The 16719-nt window shown below is 56.6% G+C and carries 15 protein-coding genes; 7 read left to right on the top strand and 8 right to left on the bottom strand.

Translation table 11 applies throughout. From position 1 onward, the window contains the following. The first annotated feature begins 77 nt into the window (after positions 1–77). Positions 78–995 carry a LysR family transcriptional regulator gene (locus CMQ96_RS02380; RefSeq protein WP_004138824.1) on the top strand — a complete coding sequence of 306 codons (918 nt, stop codon included), beginning with the start codon at positions 78–80 and terminating at the stop codon, positions 993–995. Here the strand turns inward: CMQ96_RS02380 and CMQ96_RS02375 are convergent. Both CMQ96_RS02375 and shiA read right to left on the bottom strand, forming a co-directional pair. After that, positions 988–1719 carry a lipoate--protein ligase A gene (locus tag CMQ96_RS02375; protein ID WP_049099669.1) on the bottom strand — a complete coding sequence of 244 codons (732 nt, stop codon included), beginning with the start codon at positions 1717–1719 and terminating at the stop codon, positions 988–990. The two genes, CMQ96_RS02380 and CMQ96_RS02375, sit on opposite strands and share 8 nt — an antisense overlap. Positions 1720–1728: 9 nt before the next feature. Further along, on the bottom strand, positions 1729–3063 hold the full coding sequence (shiA, locus tag CMQ96_RS02370; RefSeq protein WP_049087411.1) for a shikimate transporter: 1335 nt from the start codon (positions 3061–3063) through the stop codon (positions 1729–1731). A 303-nt stretch (positions 3064–3366) separates the two neighbouring features. Here shiA and CMQ96_RS02365 point away from each other — a divergent pair, with 303 nt between their 5' ends. The 4 genes from CMQ96_RS02365 (at position 3367) to CMQ96_RS02350 (ending at position 6685) form a co-directional block, all read left to right on the top strand. Beyond that, positions 3367–3864, top strand: coding sequence for a molybdopterin-dependent oxidoreductase (locus tag CMQ96_RS02365; RefSeq protein ID WP_004138833.1), 498 nt, complete (start codon positions 3367–3369; stop codon positions 3862–3864). Positions 3865–3874: 10 nt separating this feature from the next. Next, positions 3875–5800: a bifunctional diguanylate cyclase/phosphodiesterase gene (locus CMQ96_RS02360; RefSeq protein ID WP_024359991.1), complete on the top strand. Its 1926-nt coding sequence runs from the start codon at positions 3875–3877 to the stop codon at positions 5798–5800. Between the two features lie 205 nt (positions 5801–6005). Continuing rightward, the gene (locus CMQ96_RS02355; protein WP_004138835.1) at positions 6006–6338 is read left to right on the top strand and encodes a DUF1971 domain-containing protein; all 333 of its coding nucleotides are present in this window, start codon (positions 6006–6008) and stop codon (positions 6336–6338) included. A gap of 8 nt (positions 6339–6346) precedes the next feature. Further along, a complete protein-coding gene (locus tag CMQ96_RS02350; RefSeq protein ID WP_098065814.1) occupies positions 6347–6685 on the top strand; it encodes a DUF1869 domain-containing protein in 339 nt (112 codons plus the stop codon). 84 nt (positions 6686–6769) lie between these two features. Here the strand turns inward: CMQ96_RS02350 and CMQ96_RS02345 are convergent, their stop codons facing one another. Further along, positions 6770–7468: a GntR family transcriptional regulator gene (locus CMQ96_RS02345; protein ID WP_004138839.1), complete on the bottom strand. Its 699-nt coding sequence runs from the start codon at positions 7466–7468 to the stop codon at positions 6770–6772. Positions 7469–7726: 258 nt separating this feature from the next. Between CMQ96_RS02345 and CMQ96_RS02340 the strand changes: the two genes are divergently transcribed. Together CMQ96_RS02340 and CMQ96_RS02335 are read left to right on the top strand one after the other, a co-directional pair. Then, the gene (locus CMQ96_RS02340) at positions 7727–9262 is read left to right on the top strand and encodes a PTS transporter subunit EIIC (RefSeq protein WP_098065786.1); all 1536 of its coding nucleotides are present in this window, start codon (positions 7727–7729) and stop codon (positions 9260–9262) included. An 11-nt stretch (positions 9263–9273) separates the two neighbouring features. Beyond that, on the top strand, positions 9274–10602 hold the full coding sequence (locus CMQ96_RS02335) for a 6-phospho-alpha-glucosidase (RefSeq protein ID WP_049089510.1): 1329 nt from the start codon (positions 9274–9276) through the stop codon (positions 10600–10602). A gap of 38 nt (positions 10603–10640) precedes the next feature. Here CMQ96_RS02335 and CMQ96_RS02330 read toward each other — a convergent pair whose 3' ends face one another. The 5 genes from CMQ96_RS02330 to CMQ96_RS02310 are packed head-to-tail and all read right to left on the bottom strand — an operon-like array spanning position 10641 to position 16707. Further along, positions 10641–12116 carry an EAL domain-containing protein gene (locus tag CMQ96_RS02330; protein ID WP_176518971.1) on the bottom strand — a complete coding sequence of 492 codons (1476 nt, stop codon included), beginning with the start codon at positions 12114–12116 and terminating at the stop codon, positions 10641–10643. After that, positions 12103–13008: a fimbrial protein gene (locus CMQ96_RS02325; protein WP_049089513.1), complete on the bottom strand. Its 906-nt coding sequence runs from the start codon at positions 13006–13008 to the stop codon at positions 12103–12105. Before CMQ96_RS02325 ends, CMQ96_RS02330 begins: the two co-directional genes overlap by 14 nt. Positions 13009–13025: 17 nt before the next feature. Further along, entirely contained in the window at positions 13026–13529 is a 504-nt protein-coding gene (locus CMQ96_RS02320; RefSeq protein WP_004138850.1) for a fimbrial protein, read from the bottom strand. A 12-nt stretch (positions 13530–13541) separates the two neighbouring features. Continuing rightward, on the bottom strand, positions 13542–14069 hold the full coding sequence (locus tag CMQ96_RS02315; protein WP_024359987.1) for a fimbrial protein: 528 nt from the start codon (positions 14067–14069) through the stop codon (positions 13542–13544). Positions 14070–14079: 10 nt separating this feature from the next. Beyond that, complete coding sequence (locus tag CMQ96_RS02310; protein WP_049089515.1) at positions 14080–16707, bottom strand: fimbrial biogenesis usher protein; 2628 nt, start codon at positions 16705–16707, stop codon at positions 14080–14082. Positions 16708–16719 lie beyond the last annotated feature (12 nt).

The raw sequence follows: 16719 nt of genomic DNA, 5'->3' as shown, positions 1-16719 counted from the left end.
ATGTGATGCTAACCAATGCTGACGACGGCAAAAACCGCTATATTTGAACGCATTGTTTTTCTCTGTGAACAATCGATATGCGCGAGATACGCCCGGAAATTTACTGGACCCATTTGTACTGGCTTACGGTGCTGGAGGAGCAAAAAAGCTATACCCGCGCTGCGGAAAAGCTGGCGGTCAGCAAATCCGCCATCAGCCAGAAAATTAGCGAACTGGAGCGGGTCACCGGGAAAACCCTGGTGCACCGCACCACCCGTAGCGTGACCCTAAGCGAAGATGGCCTGCGGCTGGTGGCGGAACTGAACGAGCCGTTTGGGCAGATCCGCGAGATCTTTACCGGCACCTGCGATGAGGAAGGCGGCCCGCTGCGCGGTACGCTGCGCCTGACCGCGCCGGTGGCGTTCTCACGCCAACAGCTAGTCCCGGCCATTACCCCTTTTCTGCATCAGCATCCGCAGCTTCATCTCCAGCTGGAGGTGACCGACCGGCTGGTGTCGCTCGCCAGCGAGGGGTTCGATCTCGCCATTCGCCACTGTCGTCGCGAGCTGCTGCCGGAGACCCACGTGGCCTGGCCGCTGTGCCGTACGGCTACCCTGGTGGTCGCCTCGGCGGACTATATTCGCCGCTTTGGCCGTCCCGATTCGCCTGACGCGTTGCGTCAGCATCAATGCCTGACCTACCCGCGCGGGCCGCAAAGCCCGCACTGGACCTTTGAGCGCAACGACGAGCGGGTGAGCGTTAAGGTGCAGGGGCCGTTTGCCACCAATAACAGCGAATCCCTGCGCGACGCGGTGCTGGCAGGGCTGGGCGTTGCCTTACTGCCGGATTTTAGCGCCAGGGAGGCGATTGGCCGCGGGCTGGTACAGGAGCTGCTGCCGGGATGGCGGCCGGTGGATGTGTTTGCGGAAAGTCTCTACGTCATTCGCCCCTACACGCCACGCGTATCGCGGGCGGTAGAGGCCTTTAGCCGCTATCTGAAGGCGACCTTCAGCTGATATTATCGAGCTGCTGCGCCAGCGCCTCGCGAAAGCGCGGCAGCAAATCGGCCCCGTCTGAAATCAGCTCCGCCAGGGTCACGGTTTTATCGGCGCGGTAAACCCGCCCACTGCCGAGCCGGGTTTCAAAATCATTGGCTGCCCGGTGAGCCGCTGCCAGGTCGGCATCCAGCAACACCACCGCGTGCGCGAGAACCACATGGCCTTGACCTTCCGCCATCGGTCGCCAGTACTGGGCCGTGCCGGCTATTTTTCGCGCATTCTCGCCCTCGCCGCAGGCCAGATTATAGCGACCATCGCAAAAAGAACCGTTGACCGCCTGGAAGTGGCTGGCCACGCCGAAAGTCGCCAGCGTGCGCTGCAGCAGCGCGCAGAGGGAAAGATAAATCGGCTCTGCGGCTTCGCCCAGCGAGTGATAAACCGGCCAGGCCAGGCTGAGATTGACAATTCCCGGCCCCTGCGGCACCAGCCCGCCGCCGGAGCGGCGCAGCCAGACCGGCCATCCCCGGCTGGCGAACTGCTCGCTCGTCGCCGGGAGTTCAGCAAATTTCCGATAGCTTCCCGGCACCACAAACCCCTGCGGGGCCTGCCAGAGCTGAGCCACCGCTTCCCCGTCGCGAGCCCGGTCAAACAGCGGTTGCTCGGCCAGCGTTGGGTCGGCGCAGTAGCGAACCGGCAGCTGCTGGTGGTTAAAGCGCAGCGGCCAGCAGGGATCCTGAGTCATCATTTCTCCTTACTGAGGTTCTTCGTCATGGCGGCTGGGTTTCATCAGCATCGCCGTGAGGGCGGAGAGCAGGCAGCCCGCGGTCAAGTAGATAGCGACGCTATGCCAGGCGCCGCCGGATAAGGTGACCAGGGCGGCGGCGATAAACGGCGTAAAACCGCCGCCGACGACGCTGGCGACCTGATATCCCACCCCGGCCCCGCTGTAGCGATAGCTGGCACCGAACATTTCGGTAAACATCGGCTGCTGTACGCAAACCACCATGTCGTGCGCAATATTCGCCAGCATGAGCGCGAAAAACAGGATCCAGAAGTAAGACTGGCTTTCGAGCGCCATAAAGAACGGGAAGCCGCTGAGGGTACCGATCAGCGCGCCGGTGATATAGACGCGGCGTCGACCGAAGCGGTCCGCCAGCCAGGCGAAGCAGGGGATGGTCAGGCAACTGATGGCGCCGACGAGCAGGCCAATATTCAGGAACAGCTCGCGCGGCAGACCGAGGTTTTGCGTCGAATAGTTGAGCGCAAAAGCGGTGACGATATACATGGTCAGCAGTTCGCACAGACGCAGACCGATAATCATTAAGAATGCGCCCGGATGGCGGAATAGCGCTTCCACGACCGGCAGACGCTTTTTCTTTGGCTGCCCCTGCTGTTCGCGCTGCTGCTGTTCAAATTCGGCGGATTCCGCCATGCCGTTGCGGATCCAGAGCGCCGCCAGCACCAGCACGACGCTAAACAGGAACGGCAGGCGCCAGCCCCAGCTGAGGAACTGTTCATCGGTGGTGCTGGCGCTTATCAGCGATACCAGCCCGGTAGAGAGCAGCAGTCCGACGCCGTAGCCCACCTGTACGCCGCTGCTATAAAACGCTTTCTTATTTTTCGGCGCGCTCTCTACCGCCAGCAGCGCCGCGCCGCCCCATTCACCGCCCACCGCAAAACCCTGGACGGCGCGCAGGAGGACCAGCAGAACCGGCGCCCACCAGCCAATCTGGCTGAAGGAGGGAAGCAGACCGATACAGGCGGTGGCAATCCCCATCATCCACACCGTCAGCATCAGCATGCGTTTACGGCCGAGGCGATCGCCGAAATGGCCAAAGATAATGCCGCCGAGAGGGCGGAAGAGGAAGCCGACGCCGAAGGTGGCAAATGCGGCGAGGGTGCCCATTGCCGGGCTGATTTGCGGGAAAAACTCCCGGTTAAATACCAGCGCGGCGGTGATGCCATAAAGAAGAAAGTCGTACCAGTCGACCACGGCCCCGGCGAAGCTGCCCCAGGCCGCTCTGCGGGCGCGGTTGAGTGAGCATGCCTCCTTGCCGGGGCGTTGAGAAATTAACGTTGAGTCCATACCTGTCCTGTCTGTTGCTGAGTTTTTAATTATTGGAATGAGACGCTTTTCGGATCCGCGCCAGCCTTGAGACTACCGCGCGGATGGTTAAGAGAAAAGATTTTTACCTGCTCTGGGCGTTTAAAGGCATAAAGGGTTTGCTTAACCGGGCGCGGGACGTCTTTGCGACGCGTTCAGAATGTGAGCTTCGGAGTCCGCTTATTGTTTTTAATTTTAATTTTTGAACTCAATGGGGACACCTTTTAAGAAATGACTTAAATGGTTTACAATTAACAAGTCTCCAATTTCGGAAGGGTGAGTTAAATGCGTTTAATTTTTGCAGCTTTATTTTGTGTTATGGTTTCCCCTTCCGCTTTTGCAGAAAAACTGCCAGCGCCGGTGGGCCAACCCGTTTTAACTATTTCCGGCCTGATTAGTAATACGAATGAGGGTGATACCGCCGTTTTTGATGTCGCGGCATTAGAAAAGCTGGGGATGCAAACGGTGATCACAACCACGCCGTGGTACTCGGGAAAGGTGCGCTTTGACGGCATTTCCCTCAGTAAACTCATGGATTTAGTCGGTGCCAAAGGTAAGTCGGCGCGGGTGCTGGCGCTAAACGATTACACCACCATCGTACCCATCGATGATTTTCATAAATTTCCGGTAATTTTGGCTTTAAAAATGAACGGCGAATATATGCGCATTCGCGATAAAGGGCCTTTATTTATTGTTTATCCCTACGACAGTAGCCCGGAATTGCAGAATCAGATTTATTATTCCCGTTCGGCATGGCAGGTTTCGAAGATTATAATTGAGTAAGGGTTTGATCTTGAATCGAATACTCACTGCCATTATTTTGTTGCTCTTCCTTGTGACCGGTTACATTACTTATCTGGTGCATGAGCGGCAAAGTGAGCTGCAAAAATTAACGCGTTATACCGATTCGTGGTCCGTTTCCCAGATAGTCTCCGAGTACATGCGCCTCGAGGCGCGGCTAAGCGCGATGGGGCTGGAGGTGAAGGGAAGCGACCACGATGAGGTACGCCTGCGCCTGGAAATTATGATGAGCCAGATCGCGCTGCTGCAGCAGGGTGATTTGGGAAAGTTTATCGGCAAAGATCCTCACCGTAAGGCGATAGTTGACAGCCTGATTGGTCTTCTGGGCCGGCTGGATAAGCAGCTGGATACCATGTCGACAGCGCAGCTGAAGCTGATGCTGCAGGAGATGAGCACTCTCGACGGGCCGTTGACCTCGCTTGCGTCTACTTCACTCGCCCAGGATTTTAATCTTGTTAATCTGACCCACGATAAAATACAGAACCTGTATTACATCTATTCGGCTATTTCTATTCTGCTGATTATTCTGTGTATCACTCTTGGGCTGTTGATGCTGAAGCAGAATAACACCCTGCGTCGCGCCCACGTGCGGATGAAATTACTGGCAACCGATCTGCAGGCTTCAAAAGAGAAGCTTCAGGTGCAGAACCGTCGGCTGCAGTACGATGCCTATCATGATTCGCTGACGGGTATGCCCAACCGGCTCTCTTTCTGGCAACGTCTGCAGGAGGTCGTTAATCAGGTGCGGCCTTATAACGGCTCGGCGGTCGTCATGCTGTTTGACCTGGATAATTTCAAGGACGTCAACGATACCCAGGGGCACGATGCCGGGGATAAGCTGCTGCAGGATTTGGCCAGCCGTCTCTCCTTTTTTCGCAAAACGTCAGAAACGCTGTACCGGCTGGGAGGGGACGAGTTTGCCCTGGTTTCGCACGATCTCAACGAGGAAATGGCGCTGGAGCGGGCGGAGGCGATCCGGGAAAAGATCAGTCAGCCGTATCAGATTTACGATACGCTGATCCAGATTGGCGCCTGTATCGGGATTGTTATCTCTGACGGCGAAAGCCGCACCGACTATTTATATAAATGCGCCGATCTGGCGCTGTATGAAGCGAAAAAAGCGGGGTCCGGTAAAGTCCAGGTATACCGCCCTGGGTTGCTTCAGCGCCAGCAGGAAAACAAATCCTTCGAAGATGATCTCATGCAGGCGCTGAACAAAGGTGAGTTCAGGGTTTACTATCAGCCGATAGCTGACACCCTGAACGGTGAAATCTACGGCTACGAAGCGCTGGTGCGCTGGTTCCATCCGCTGCGCGGCAGCGTTCCGCCGACCGAATTTATCCCGGTCGCGGAGAAGATTGGCCTGATTAATCAGCTGGGCGAGTGGGTGTTGAGAACCGCCTGCGAAGCGGCCGCCAGCTGGTCGTCGCCGCTAAAAGTGTCGGTTAACGTGTCGCCCATTCAGCTGATTAATAGCTCGCTGACCGATACCGTGGTGGCCATATTGAGAAGCACCGGGCTTGACCCGCATCGTCTGGATCTGGAGATCACCGAATCTGACGTCTTTAACGAAAATACCCGTTCTTTAGAGATCCTCAGCCAGCTGCGCGAGCTCGGGGTGCAGATCTCCATTGATGATTTTGGTACCGGCTACTCTTCGTTATCGCGTTTAAGCTACTTCCCCTTTGATAAGATAAAAATCGACCGCTCTTTTGTCATTAATATTCCTGACCAGAAAGATGACCTCGATATCGTCAGGCTGATTATCAGCATGGGCAAAAGCCTGCATATGCGTATCGTGGCTGAAGGGGTCGAAACAGAAGAGCAGCTGCAGTCGTTACGCAAATTAGGCTGTGACCTGGTACAGGGCTATTTAATCGGTAAGCCGGGGCCGCTTAATTCACCCGAAAACAGGTAGTTCATCTCTTAATAAGGGCAATGTTAATTTAGCTGAACATTGCCCTTATTTATTTTAAATCGCTGTAATCCCTAATAGGTATAAATAGGGGTAGAGATTCGTGTCGTTAAAAAATAATACCCTTAGCGATTGAAAGGGGTATATCATATGCAACATATTTTCCTGGTTTCGACCGTATATGCGGCGCGTTAAGAGAGGCAAAATCATGCAGCGAATCATTATTCCTACCCACTATGTGCATACCCGGAGCACGCCGCTGTGGACCAAACAGACGGCGCCGGCCTCAATCTGGAAGCGGCACCTGGATGCCGGTACCCGCCAGGGCGTCTATCCGCGTCTGTCGGTCATGCGCGGAGCGATCCGCTATTTTGGATATGCTAATGAGACCAGTGCGGATCCGCTGGAAACCCTGACCATTGCCGAAGGCGAATTTGGCGTTTTTCCCCCTGAGAAATGGCATCGCATCGAGGCGTTAACGGAGGATACCGTTTTTAATGTCGATTTTTACGTTGACCCTAAAATTCTGATCGAGGGATAGGCATTATGATGAACAGTGAAAATAAAGGCTATGCGTTAGCGGTTATCTACGGCAACAATAAAGAGAAAAAAGAAAAAGTCTATCTTAAGCCGATGGCTCTTTATGTACCTGATATCGCCGCCCAGGCCGTGTCTGAACTTATTTCTACGCTGTCGACGGATAACGCCGGAGGAAAAGGATTTATATTAACGGTGACCAATAATAATAACGGCGTGTCGGTCGATAGTGAATTTGCGACCCTGGCCGGGCTACAGGATCCGCAGACGGCGGCCGACGCGGTAAAAGACCTGATTAATATTGTCCGCGGCTACGAGTCCGACGAAGAGACTAACGTCTGCGGCTGGTAGTCGTGTGCCGAAGGCAAACCGTCAGCTGACGCTGGTCGCCCCGCGTTGACCAGCGCCATTCGCGTCAACGGTAGCCAGCGGTTTTTAGCGGCGAGTGATGTGTTTGACATTGTATTTGTTGGTATTTTGGTAAATATCGGATAAATCGACAATGGTATTGTTATGCGCATAGCTGATTGACTGCACCCGTAGCAAAAGGCTGTTTTGTGGAACCTGCAAGAGCTCTGCCTGTTCGCGGGTGGCGAGAACCGGGGTATAGCTGCGGTGGCTCTCCAGAATGGTGATATTGCACTCTTTCTTGAAATAGTTAAATTTCGATCTTTCCAGATTTCCGACGCTTAACCAGGGAAAAATCGCCACCGGTATATAGCTGTTTTCAATCAGAATAGGCGAGTCGTCAATCATCCGGATGCGTCTGACGTAATAGACCTTTTCACCCGGCTCAATTTTCAACTGTTGTGCGATCGCCAGAGGCGCATCGATCATCGTGAACTCAATGACCTTGTTATGATAGTTGGTGACGCCGCCGATGTGCATCTGGTAGTTGAACCCGTCAAGCTCCCCACCGTGATAATTGCTCTTGCGCGCCACGTATGAACCGCTGCCGTGACGCTTGACGATCAGTTTCTCACTCTCCAGCAGCGTGAGCGCCTTACGGATGGTCATCACTGAGACCTCCAGCTCCCCGGCCAGCGCTTTTTCACTCGGGAGCGCATCTCCGACCTCAAACTCATCGCTATTGATGCGATTTTTTAGCCTGTCGGCGATTAATTTGTATATCACTTATAGATGTCTCCTGGCGGCGCTGTTTATTGAATTTTTTTTCTATCTGATTGATTTTAAAATTATATTTATTTTTATAGGTTTTCGTGTCTTAGCTGTCATCTATTTATTTGATTTTATATATATATCTATTACTTCAAGAGATATATGACTTTCATCACAGATGACGATTTAACTCCTCTGATTTATTTCGGTCGACGCATAGGCTGAATCGCATGTTTCGAGCGCTGACGGTCGATAAGCAGTACGGGGGTGAGAATGATCGGGGTAAAAAAATTACAGGATTTTTCGAAGGCCATGATTGGGCCTGTGTTGTATTTGCCGGTGATTGGTCTGTTGATTGCGTTGCTCAGTATGACAACCAATAAAATTTGGCTAGCGGAAGACAGCTCGCTTTATCTGCTGGGGAAATACGTTTCCAGCATGCTGTGGGCAGTGATGAACAACCTTGGCTTCTTCTTTTGCCTCGGGCTGGCGGGGGGGCTGGCTAAAACCCGCAAAGCGGAAGCGGCTTTTGTTGCCGCAATGACCTGGTTTATGTACCTGGCGGCGAATAATAGTTGGCTAACCTTGACCCAGCGCCTCGCCGCCGGCGCCAGTAACGCGCAGCTTTACGGCAGCGGACAAACCTATATTTTTGGTTTCCAGGTCATTGATATGGGCGTATTTCTTGGCATCATTCTTGGCTGCGCGGTCGCTTTTATTCATAACCGGTTTGTCGAAATTGAGTTTCGCGGCGCATTCTCTATTTATGGCAATAGCAAGCTGGTCCTGATTATCATGATCCCGCTGGTCGGCGTATTTGCCATCGCCACGGTGTATGTCTGGCCGATCGTGGAACACGGCATTTCGGCGCTGACCGGGGTGATGAAAACCTTCGGGGCCGCGGGCGTTTTTCTGTATGGTTTTCTCAATCGTTTTCTTATTCCGACCGGATTACACCACCTGATTTGGTCGCCGTTTGTGTTTACCTCCATTGGCGGACAGCTGTTGATTGATGGACAGACGGTAGTGGGGGCAAAACCCATTTTCCTCGCGGAAATCGCCAATAACACCGGGGCCGCGTTAAGCGATTCGGCGCGATTTCTCACCTACGGGATGGTGAAAATATTCGGTACCGCCGGAATGGCGCTGGCCTTTTATAAAACCGCCCGGCCCGAAAATAAGCAAAAGTTAAAAATCACGCTGATTCCTTTGATTGTGACCTCGTTCCTGGTGGGCATAACCGAACCTTTTGAGTTTTTATTTATCTTTACCGCACCGCTGCTGTGGCTGGTTTATTCGCTGTTAGACGGGTTTTTCCAGATGCTGGCGTGGCTGTTTGATGTACGGGTCTGCGCCACCAACGGCATTATCGACTTTATTGTTTACAACATTCCGGCGGGAACGCATCTCACGCGCTGGCCCGTGTTTGTCGCGCTGGGGCTAATGGAAACAGCGGCAATGTATTATGTCGGTAAGTTTATGATTATCCATTTCAAAATGCGAACGCCCGGCCAGGAACAAGAGGTCGCCGTGGTTAATCAACCGCCAAGCGCAGGTTCGCCTGACGCGGCGTCAGGGGAGCAGGTCATCCTCGGCCTTGGCGGCAAAGAAAATGTCTGTTCTGTCGATAATTGTTTTACGCGACTTCGGGTTGACGTGCGGGACCCTGCATTGATTCAGGAACATATTCTGAAGACCAGCGGCGGTACCAGCGTCATTATTAAAGGTCATCACGTTCAGGTTATTTATGGTTTAGGGGTTAATAAAATCCGTAACGCTGTGAATCGCTATTTAGATGTGCATGAATAATGAGGTGGAAGATGAAAAATAAATTTGTTGTGACTATTGCAGGCGGCGGCAGTACCTACACGCCGGGAATTGTGATGATGCTGCTGGAAAATATGGACAGGTTTCCGCTGAGCGAAATTCGTCTCTATGATAATCATCGCGATCGGCAAAGCGTTATCGGTGAAGCCTGTGCGATTCTGGTGGCTGAACGCTATCCGCAAGTCGCATTTAGCTTCACCACCGATCCGCAGGAAGCCTTTACCGGCGTCGATTTTGTGATGGCCCATATTCGCGTAGGCCTTTATGAGATGCGCGAAAAAGACGAGAAAATCCCGCTTAAGCATGGCGTGATTGGCCAGGAAACCTGCGGACCGGGCGGTATCGCTTATGGTATGCGCTCTATCGCCGGCGTCCTTGAACTGGTTGATTATATGGAAACGTATTCACCCGGCGCGTGGATGCTTAACTATTCCAATCCGGCGGCTATCGTGGCCGAGGCCACGCGTCGGCTACGCCCAACGGCCAAAATTATTAATATTTGCGATATGCCGGTGGCCATCGAAGGGTTATTTGCCGATATTCTCGGACTTAAATCGCGTAAAGAGATGAACGTGCGTTATTTCGGCCTGAACCATTTTGGCTGGTGGACCAGCATTACCGACAAGGCCGGTAACGATCTCATGCCGGCCTTAAAAAACCACGTTGCCGAACTGGGCTATTGCAGTCCGAAAGAGGATTTTCAGCATAAAGCGCCGAGCTGGATTGAGACCTTCAAAAAGGTGAAGGACGTCTTTGCGCTGGATACCGACACCTTGCCCAATACCTATCTGAAATACTATTTTTATGCCGATTATGAGGTGGCCCATTCGGACCCCGACTTTACTCGCGCCAACGAGGTGATGGCGGGGAGAGAGAAGGAGGTGTTTGATATGGCCAGAGAAATCGTCGCCCGGCAGAGCGGCAAAGCGGCGCATTTCCATGCCGGGGCGCATGCGACCTTTATCGTCGACCTCGCCTGCGCCATCGCCTTTAACACTCAGGAGAGAATGCTGCTGATTGTGGAAAACAACGGCGCTATCGCGAATTTTGACGATACCGCGATGGTCGAAGTGCCTTGCCTGGTGGGCGTTAATGGCCCCGAGCCGCTGGCGATGGGTAAGATCCCGCTGTTTCAAAAGGGGATGATGGAGCAGCAGGTGGCGGTTGAAAAACTGGTGGTGGATGCCTGGGTTGAAGGAAGCTATCAGAAGCTGTGGCAGGCGATGACCCTGTCCAAAACCGTACCGAGCGCTTCGGTGGCAAAAGCGATCCTTGATGAACTGATTGTGGCCAACCGCGGCTACTGGCCGGAACTGCGCTAATGCGCTGTCAACGCCCGATGTCTCCCGTCGGGCGCTGACTACACTGCGACGCCGGACTGCGGCTCCGCTTCGCCTGAGAGCTCCGCCATCATCTCCGCCACGTTTTCCCTGCCTACCGGCGCAGCGATGGCGTCCCCCTGAAAAGAGTCGACGCCCAGCGCTTTGAGTTTGTTAAATTTATCCCGGCTGTCCACGCCTTCCGCCAGACAGCGGCTGTCGGTCAACTGGCAGTAGTGGATGAGGCTTTTAATCAGGGCGAGCGCGTGCGGATCGCGCTGCATATCATTGACGATGCTCATATCCAGCTTGTAGGCGTTGAATCTCACCGTACGTACCGGAAACATCACGCTGCTTTGCGAGAAGCAGCCATCGAGCATGATACGAAAGCCGCGCTTTTGCAGGCGGGCGATATTGTCGGCTGTTTTGCCGTGGCGGTTGAGGTCGCTGTTTTCAGCGAACTCGAGCACCAGCCTCTGCGACCGCTGCGGCTGACGCAGCTGCTGGCGCGCGGTTTCCATCATGCGAAGCAGGTTATCATTACTGGCGACGGCGGCGGGAATATTCACGGCGAAATAGCATTCGCCAGAATGCCGGTTGATATTCTGTACCGCCTCCTGAAGCACAAAAGCGGTGAGCACCAGCCAGGCATATTCCGAGCCTATTTGCGGTAAAAACTCATCGGCAAGCAGCACGCTGCCGTTTCGGTTCCAGCGGGAGAGGATCTCCATCCCCTTTAATTGCCGGCGTTCATCGGCAATGGGCTGGAAAACCGGGAAGATATGTCGGGTGTGGATCGCATGGACGAGTTCGCGCTCGAAAGCGGAAAGGGCGGCGATGGGCTCGCTTTTCTGTTCTCGTATCTGGCTGCCGGGAAAACCGGGGGCCATTTCAGGATGGTGTTCCACCATTTTTTTTAATCCTGCGGTTCTTTGATTGTAGAGCGTTTTGTGGCTGATGCCGCGGCGTTTCGCCTGAGCGCTGGCGCTGTAGCCGCAGAGTAAACCGAGGATGGCGTCCAGCTCCGGCCTGGTGAGCCCGGCGGGGCGCTTGCCGAAAGCTCGCATCTCTTCCTCTGCCAGCTGTTCAAGGGAAGGATAGCCGTCGAGTATGGCGTCGCGCAGCAGCGCCGCCAGGCTGGGGACCGGCAGATCGGATGCGGCGGCCCGCACGGCTGAAAGCAGGCGACGGTCGGCGACCTGATGCAGCAGGGTGGACCACAGCCAGCTCGCCGGGCTGCGGCTGAGAAACAGCATGGGAAGCGGCGTGGCGGACCGAGCCAGCAGCGCGGCGGCCCGCTTCAGGGTGGCGAGAAGCCGGGCGGGAGCTTCTGGGAGAAAGACCACCACGCGGCGAACGCCAGCCGGTAGGGCCGGCGACTCTGACGGCAGCACGACGGGCCGGGTTCCCCCTTCCTCTATTATCCGCACCAGCCCCTCGGCGGCCAGCGAACAGGGCGACAGGATGCAGTCGACCTGCCGCCTGCCGGCAGGGGGCAGGGGGTTATTCGTAAACAAAGGTCACTCCGATAATTGACTGCACGTTACCCGCGGTCACCTGGCCGCTGGTGCGCGCGTAGTTGGCGGTTAATCCGAGGCTGACCGCCGAGGTTCCGACGTTGCCTAACGACACCGTGGTGTTGGCGGGAACGACGCTGCCGTTACGGGTTAGCTGAACGCCCACCCCCCGGGCGGGGGAGGCCGAGGCGGTATTGGTAAATATCGAATTGGCCGCGTTCTCCGTGGTACCGGAGAGGTAGTAGCCCAGATTCTGGTTTTGCGCGCAGTAAACCGTCAGCGGAATGGCGGCGGACGCGGGATATTCCGGCAGCGTCACCGTCACATCGCGAGCGGAAACGTCGCAGCCGCCGGTTGGCACCACGACGCTGTTGTTGGCGTAAATGTTCCATACGAACTGGAAGTCGTCATTATCCTTGTTGTTGGTCTGGCGCAGGATCAGGACCGCGATTAATGAACCGGCGGAAATCGCGACGCCGCCCGCGCTGCTGATGGGCGTCAGATAGAGGACGGTGGGCCAGGGGCGATCAACAATGGAATTGTAGGTCATACGCGCCGTTTCGCTGGTGGTCGGGAACGGATAGCTGACGCCGTTATACCTGACGGTGCCGGAAAAGCTCGACAGTAAGCCGCCGTAGGCTGAACCGCGCTGCAGCGTCACGTAGTCGATCATGGTTTCCGGGAAATCGTTATGGCAAAAAATTTGCGTCGAGAGATCCACCACCAGGTTCTGCCCGACGCTGACCGCCGGCGCGAGGTTCACGTAAACGTTCGCCGAGCCGCCGCCGATGGGGATTGTCACCCCGGCGGCGGTTTTACAGGCGAACGACCAGGCGTTGAGCGACCAGCCCGCCAGCAGCAGCGTTAACAACAGGGTGACTATTTTTTTCATTCCTCTTTTCTCCTGGCTCAGGCGTAGGTATAGGTGACGTTAATCACCGCCTGGATCGTTCCCTGGGTAGCGCCGCCGTTGACCGTTAGCGCTCTGACCTGGAGCGGGAAGCTGGCGGTCTGGGTGGCGTCATCCACCTGTACCTCTTTTCTCGCGCCGGTATTCAGCGTGGTGCCGCCCGCATCCTGGAGCTCAAGCTGGATATTGCCGGCGGTACCCTGGTTTTTGTAATAGCCGGTGGCATCCGCCGTGCCGCTGAAGCTGGCGGTGACCCGCGATGTGCCGACCGGGCAGTTGCTCAGATTGAGCGCCACGCTATGCCAGGGCGACGAAGAGCCGGCGGACACCAGGCTAAAGGTATAGAGATCGCCGAGATCGACGGTGGCGTTAACGGTGGAAACCGTACAGGGTTTGGCCACCACTTTGCCGTTAACGGTAATGGTGACGTCGGCGGCCTGTAGCGTCGGGGAGGACGCCGCCAGCATCGCGGCCAGCAGCCATCCGGAATAGGTCGGGTTCATCAGCGCCTCCGGTTACTGAAATTCAAGCGTGAAGGTTGCGGTTGCATTAACGTGTCCGGCGGTCACCGGCACCTGGGTGGCCATCAGCCGGGCGTAAAAGTTCAGCGTGTTGGCCTGGCTGGGGGTCAGCGTGGTCCAGGCGATCGCTGACGAAGCGGCGTTGAGCGGCAGCGCCGTTTGCCGCGCGTCAAGGATCTGCACGCCCATGCCTGCCGCCGCTGAAGCCCCGCCGTCGAGCTTTAACAGTTCGGTATTGCTGCTATCGGCAACGCCAACAAAGCCGACCTTGACAGCGGTGACCGAGCTGCCGCAGGGCGACAGCACGATGCGAAACGGCACCAGCGGCGTGGTCGCCCCAACCGCATGAAGCTGCCTGGCGGCGTTATTCATCAGATCGACGGTAAAATCTTTCGATTCACCCGCCACGGCGCAGGCGTTATCGCGGACGTAGCCGCTGATGGTGATGGTGCTGTCCGCCGCGCTGGCGTTGTTGACCGCCAGTGATACGAGGGCGCTCAGCAGGTAGAAGTTTTTTCTCATCATGGTTTCCTTAGCGGCACTCGGCGGACAGCGAGATCAGCATCTGGCTCTGTTTTTCCGGCGGCAGGCTGTAGTTCGCCTCGCAGCTGGCATTCGGGCCTTCACCCCATTTCGCCTGTACTTTGCCGACCAGCGGCATCCCGCTCAGATAAACCTGGCCGTTATCGGCGACGATGCTGCTGCCCTGGCTGCCGACAGAGGTGACCAGCGCGCCGAAGGGAACCGGCTTACCGTTATAGATGAGCGACATCAGCAGCTTGAGTCCGACGTGGGCCTTAAACTCCGCGCGAACTATCGCGCCGTGGGTTGGCACTACGCTGGCCACCGCGTCGTCCAGGTCGACGTTATCGGCCAGGCTGTTGGTGTTCAGCGCCACCCGGTTTTCCCGGTATTCGGTGGCGTAGGGCAGAACGGCGTAGCCGCGCCAGTCGGTCTGGACCCCGGTCTGGTTTTCTACTTTTACATTGTCTGCGCCGGGGGCTTTGATCAGCACCACCGTGTCGTTCATCGGCTGGCTCAGGGTGACGCCGTCGGCGTGGGCCAGCACGCCGCCGCTCAGGCCGTAGTACAGCTGTTTGATGCCGTCGCTGCGGCTGTAGCCGACGTTGGCATTGCCGTAGCCGCCGCGGTAGTTCAGCGCCGCGTAGCCGGTGCCGCCGCTGTTGCCCTCACCGCCGCCGGCGTAGCCGGTCTGCATGCTGTAGCTCAGGTTGTTGTCCTCCAGCAGCGTGCCGTACAGCCCCGCCAGGCTGGTGGTCCTGCCGTTCAGATCGTTGGACATGCTGTAGCTGGCGCTGGCGTGTCGCCAGGCCGACTTGCTGTCGGATCGCATCCAGTGGCTGAACGGAATATTGACGTTGACGGCCAGCATCTGGTCACGACCCTGCTGCCAGGCGTTTTTGGTCAGGCTGTAGCTCAGGGTCCAGTTGATATCGTCGACGGCGGCGTTAAGCCCGGCCTGGAGCTGCCGGTCGGACTTGCTGGTCTCCCAATAGGTCTGGTGGCTGCCGCTCAGGTAAAGCGTGGCGGTACGCCCCAGCTGCTGGGTAACGCTGAGCTGCACTTTGCCGCGCTTGTTGTACGCGAGGTTGTAGTAATCGGTGAACTTCGGCTTTACCTCAATCACCCCGTCCTGGGTCTCGACGTTGTAGCCGCTCATCCGGCTGTAGGTGGTGTCGGCGAAGCTGAAATAGCCGCGCGTCGAGTAGCGGTAGCCCACCAGCTGGATGTTGGTGCCGGTATCCGTCAGCGACTTGTTATAGAGGAAACGTAGCGACTGCCCCTGACGATTGCTGTCATCGGGCAGGGTGGCGTTGGCCTGGGTGATATCCAGCGACAGCGCCCCCAGCTCCCCCATATTTTTGCCGACGCCGAGGTTAAAGGCGCGGTAGCGGTCCGCCAGCTGGGTGCCGCCGTACAGCGTCCAGCCCGCCGGGAGACCACGCAGCAGAGTCCCCTGGAAGAACGTCGGTTTTTCCTGCTGATTGCTGCCGCTGCGATACTCTCCGGCGGTGACGGCATAGCGGGTATGGCCCTCGCGCTGAAGCACCGGAACGGACGAGTAAGGGACGGTGAAGACCTGGCTGCTGCCGTCGGCCTCTTTGATGGTCACCTGCAGATCGCCGCCGCTGCCGGCGGAGTAGAGATCGTTGATGGTGAACGGACCGGGCGGCACCGTGCTCTGGTAAATCTCATAGCCGTTCTGCTTCACCGACACCTGAGCGGTGCCGCGGGCAATGCCGTGGATCACCGGGGCAAACCCCTTCTGGCTGTCCGGCAGCATATTGTCGTCGGAGGCAAGCTGCGCGCCGCGGAAGTTGATGCCGTCGAAGACGTCGCCGTTGGTGTAGCTGTCGCCGAGGGTCAGGCGCGAGCGCAGCAGCGTAATATCACGTTCAAGCCAGGTATTGATGTGCTGCCACTTGTTTTCACTGGTCGACGAGCTGCCGCCGCTGCTGTAGCTCCAGGTGGTGTTGTCGCGCAGGCGCCAGGCGCCAAGGTTCAGCCCGCTCTGCAGGTTCAGGTACGCGTAATTGCTGCTGCCGCCAACGTCGTTGTGCACGTTGTTGCCGGTGAAGTTGTAGTTCAGCAGGCCGGCGTTAATCCCGTGGTCCCAGAGCTCGGGCGGAATATAGCCGCGGGCGCGGTTGCCCATAAACGCCTGGGGTATGGTCAGATACAGCCGCTGCTGCCCGGCATCAAAGCGGGTCGTCGCGTCTTTAATCATCTCGGTTAACGGTACGCAGGCATCCGCCGCCAGGACGTCGATTCCGGCGATCGCTGAGGTATTCACGCCCATCCCGGCCAGCTGTCCGCGCGTCAGGCAGGGGGCCAGACCGTGGCCTTTTTCACCGGCATTAAACGTGACATCGCGGGTGGTCATATATCCGTCATTCAGATAGATATCGGCGCGGTAGGTGCCCGGCGGCAGCTCCTGGCCCTTTTCAAAGCCGGACAGATCCGCCACGGCGGCGGGATCGTCCGCCAGAAAGCGTGGGTTGAAATAGAGCTCCGCCTGGGCGTAAAAAGCCGGTGAGGCGAGTAAAAGAGCTAAGGGGATCTGCGCGAATGCGCGCGCAGATCCTGGAGTCATACGCCGGGAGCCCACGTGGTCGAGTCCATATTTCAGATGTGACATAGTCCCTCCGGT

Source organism: Klebsiella sp. MBT K-1 (assembly GCF_002556465.1).
Lineage (GTDB): Bacteria > Pseudomonadota > Gammaproteobacteria > Enterobacterales > Enterobacteriaceae > Klebsiella > Klebsiella grimontii.
Note: the sequence above shows the minus strand (reverse complement) of the source record. Positions and strands in the feature narration are given on the sequence as shown.

Excerpts from the sequence above, each read along its gene's own strand:
- CMQ96_RS02325 (WP_049089513.1), bottom strand. The coding sequence starts at position 13,008 with ATGAAAAAAATAGTCACCCTGTTGTTAACGCTGCTGCTGGCGGGCTGG.
- shiA (WP_049087411.1), bottom strand. The coding sequence starts at position 3,063 with ATGGACTCAACGTTAATTTCTCAACGCCCCGGCAAGGAGGCATGCTCA.
- CMQ96_RS02340 (WP_098065786.1), top strand. The coding sequence starts at position 7,727 with ATGATCGGGGTAAAAAAATTACAGGATTTTTCGAAGGCCATGATTGGG.
- CMQ96_RS02310 (WP_049089515.1), bottom strand. The coding sequence starts at position 16,707 with ATGTCACATCTGAAATATGGACTCGACCACGTGGGCTCCCGGCGTATG.
- CMQ96_RS02335 (WP_049089510.1), top strand. The coding sequence starts at position 9,274 with ATGAAAAATAAATTTGTTGTGACTATTGCAGGCGGCGGCAGTACCTAC.
- CMQ96_RS02350 (WP_098065814.1), top strand. The coding sequence starts at position 6,347 with ATGAACAGTGAAAATAAAGGCTATGCGTTAGCGGTTATCTACGGCAAC.
- CMQ96_RS02380 (WP_004138824.1), top strand. The coding sequence starts at position 78 with ATGCGCGAGATACGCCCGGAAATTTACTGGACCCATTTGTACTGGCTT.
- CMQ96_RS02375 (WP_049099669.1), bottom strand. The coding sequence starts at position 1,719 with ATGACTCAGGATCCCTGCTGGCCGCTGCGCTTTAACCACCAGCAGCTG.
- CMQ96_RS02320 (WP_004138850.1), bottom strand. The coding sequence starts at position 13,529 with ATGAACCCGACCTATTCCGGATGGCTGCTGGCCGCGATGCTGGCGGCG.
- CMQ96_RS02365 (WP_004138833.1), top strand. The coding sequence starts at position 3,367 with ATGCGTTTAATTTTTGCAGCTTTATTTTGTGTTATGGTTTCCCCTTCC.
- CMQ96_RS02355 (WP_004138835.1), top strand. The coding sequence starts at position 6,006 with ATGCAGCGAATCATTATTCCTACCCACTATGTGCATACCCGGAGCACG.
- CMQ96_RS02315 (WP_024359987.1), bottom strand. The coding sequence starts at position 14,069 with ATGAGAAAAAACTTCTACCTGCTGAGCGCCCTCGTATCACTGGCGGTC.